General features: G+C 46.4%; 3 protein-coding genes. 2 read left to right on the forward strand and 1 reads right to left on the reverse strand.

From position 1 onward, the window contains the following. Window positions 1–385 precede the first annotated feature (385 nt). On the reverse strand, window positions 386–595 hold the full coding sequence (locus ABGY95_RS09530; protein ID WP_347441446.1) for a hypothetical protein: 210 nt from the start codon (window positions 593–595) through the stop codon (window positions 386–388). A gap of 785 nt (window positions 596–1380) precedes the next feature. Between ABGY95_RS09530 and ABGY95_RS09535 the strand changes: the two genes are divergently transcribed. Together ABGY95_RS09535 and ABGY95_RS09540 are read left to right on the forward strand one after the other, a co-directional pair. Next, complete coding sequence (locus ABGY95_RS09535) at window positions 1381–2562, forward strand: 3-dehydroquinate synthase (protein ID WP_347441447.1); 1182 nt, start codon at window positions 1381–1383, stop codon at window positions 2560–2562. Between the two features lie 75 nt (window positions 2563–2637). Continuing rightward, window positions 2638–3206, forward strand: a 569-nt coding sequence (locus ABGY95_RS09540) for an alkaline phosphatase family protein (RefSeq protein WP_347441448.1), incomplete at its 3' end; no start/stop codon positions are given.

The raw sequence follows: 3206 nt of genomic DNA on the forward strand, positions 1-3206 counted from the left end.
ATCTGGATCTGCGCTCCTCATCCAGTAGAAGGAAATTATCGGTCATGGCTTTGAAGAAGCAATGACCTAACTAACAGACCAAAAACACAATTTTTCTGTCAGAGCCGAAATAGCAACTCTCATTTGATGAACTCTGGCTCAAGAATCATAGGGGCATATACATCTAATTTTTTTGTTCTCGCGAATCGGAGGCTACATCATATGTTCGTAAATGCTAATTTAGGTTTGGGCTGCAGCAGCTTTTCGTAGGGCTTCCTGGTAGACGCTCCATGGGGTTTGATTTGATAGCGATTGGTGCCTTCTTCGGTGGTTATAGAACTCTATTCAGTTATCGACCAAAGCTTCTAGTTCTGGTAGATTGCTGTAGCTCCAGAACCTGATTTTCTCATACTGGATACTCCGCCAGAGGCGTTCGATGAACACGTTGTCTCACCACCACCCTTTGCCTTCCATACTCACTTTGATCCCACTTGTAGCCTTGGCGCAATGCTCCGCGACAAAATGCTGTATCCATCGTGTTGCACACTTCCCATGAAAGTACTGCAGGCGTGTGCCAGTCCACCACAGCAATCAAGTAAGCGACACCTCTAGGCATTGGTATATAGTGATGTCATTACACCAGACTTCATCTGCAGCCGCTACAGGAGTTTCTCTGAGTAGGTAAGGATAAATATTATCAGCCTTCCCAAGCTTGCTGGTGTTAGATCTGCTCAAAAAGCACAACCATTCGAGACTCTAACTCCCTTTTCCACTGACTGATCTGGGACGGTGCTATATCACTTTCCAGGTCTATGTCGTGTACTGAGTGAATCCCCTTAAGAGCTTCGGTGGCGACATGTGCTTTAAGTTCAGTACTAAGGTGTCTTTTCTTACGTTTTATCTCTCTGTTTTTCGGTCATAAAGCCACCGATAAACAGTCAGATATTCTATATACCTACGGCAGCGTCTTAAGGGACCACTTCAAACGACAACGGCCCATAAATCGTTAGCCGTGACTTCAAGGCCTTTATTAATATCTGCGATATGACTCACGTAAAAACCTCCCTTGACTAGCCTCAGTCTAATGGGAAGTTAGATCGTTGGCACAGCAGCATCAAAACAGAAGGTACTCGTGGCAACAGTCAACTAGATCTAAGCCCGCTCAAATTCAAAGCCTTGGCTGAGCAATGGCAGTGTTATTCTCCAACTGAGTGTAGTTGTAAACGCCAAACAGCAGGCTGCTTACCCCGAGCCCACCCAAAACAACCCAACTTAATTCAAGGCCACTTTGTTCTATTAACGCTGGCTCAGCGCAGTAAGAGTGTCATAGTGGCAAATATTTGATAAGAATGAGTGGCGTCGGCCCGTTTACTATATTATGAATTCTCAGAACATCGATTTATGACTGAACACGATTACACAATCTCCTTAAATTATCAGCATCGTATCCGCTTCACGCGTGACGCCTTTTATGAGGGAAACCGCATGTTAGCGCGTTTATTGCAAACAAATAGCCATGCTAAGCTTTTGATATTTTTGGAAGACTCAGTCGCTGTTGCATTTCCTAAGTTGGAGCGGCAAATTGGAGAATATTTTGGCAGTACGCCAGGATTGGAGCTCAAGCGCGTGGTCATTGCGCCTGGTGCTGAAATTTGTAAACGAGACGAGAAAGTTCTGCATTCGGTGTGGGACGCAGTGAATGAGGAAAAGATTGATCGTCACAGCTATATTTTTGCCATTGGTGGTGGTGCATTCTTGGATGTTATCGGCTTTGGCGCAGCTACTTCTCACCGCGGAGTTCGTTTCGTGCGCTTCCCGACGACGACACTTTCTCAGGATGATTCCGGAGTCGGGGTGAAGAATGGTATCAATGCTTTTGGTAAGAAAAACTGGCTAGGATCATTTGCAGTTCCTTATGCAGTTGTGAATGATTTTACGTTCTTACACACACAGCCAGAGGATGTCCGCCGCGACGGATTGGTCGAGGCAATCAAAGTCGCGTTGGTTCGCGATGGTGCGTTTTTTGATTGGCTAGAAGACAATGTTAAATTGCTTGTGAAATTACGACCTCACGCTCTTGAAGAAGCCGTAGAGCGCTCGGCTATTTTACATGCTGAGCATATTGCCCATGGTGGTGACCCCTTCGAGCTGGGCTCTAGCCGACCGTTGGATTACGGCCACTGGGCCGCACACAAGCTTGAGCAACTGACAGATTTTGGAATGACTCACGCGCAAGCTGTGAGTGTTGGGTTGGCACTAGATACATTGTATTCATGGCGCACTGGCCGACTTGAGGAAAAAGATGCCAAGCGCGTTTTAGCCTTACTTCATGGACTTAAGCTCCCATTGTATCATGAGGGCTTTGAACTCAAACATGAGAATGGCCGCCGCAAGCTCTTTGATGGTTTAGAGGAATTTCGTGAACATCTCGGTGGCGAGCTCACAGTTCTACTTCTACGTGGAGTAGGTAAAGGGGAAGATGTGCATTTCGTGGATGAGGCTGTGGTCGAATACTGTATGCAGATGCTTGAACTCTATGCTGCGGCTTCTACTTCAGAAGAACGAGAGAAAGTATTTCATTAATAGCTGCGCTCCAATTAAGAATTAGTAGATTTAGCCTGCTTGACGCGGTGTCATTTTTAGTTAGAACATATTTATATGAAGCGTGTTGTTGTTCTTAATGTGGTTGGACTGACAAAATCGGTTCTTGGAGAAAACACACCGAGAATCAACAGCTTCCTCGCACAGGGCCAGATATCTACTTTCACACCGGCATTTCCTGCTGTGACTTGTACCGCTCAGTCGAGTTACGTGACGGGCAAGCGTGGGTCTGAGCATGGCATCGTGGCCAATGGCTGGTATGACCGAGAGGCTGCCGAGGTGAAGTTCTGGAAGCAGAGTAACCATCTTGTCCAAGCGGAAAAAATTTGGGATACGCTACGTCGTGAGATTCCAAATTTTACCTGTGCTAAGCTATTTTGGTGGTATAATATGTATGCCTCTGCCGATTGGACGATCACTCCGAGGCCTATGTACCCAGCGGATGGCAGTAAGGTGTTTGATGTCTACACCCAGCCGATGGAAATGCGCGAGCAAATCAAGGCAGATTTAGGTGACTTCCCATTTTCCACATTTTGGGGGCCAAATGCCAGTATACCCTCTTCGCAGTGGATTGCTGAGTCGGCAAAGTGGGTTGAGGAAAAACACCAACCGACATTGAGTTTAGT

The organism is Rubritalea sp. (assembly GCF_039830215.1).
Taxonomy (GTDB): domain Bacteria; phylum Verrucomicrobiota; class Verrucomicrobiia; order Verrucomicrobiales; family Akkermansiaceae; genus Rubritalea.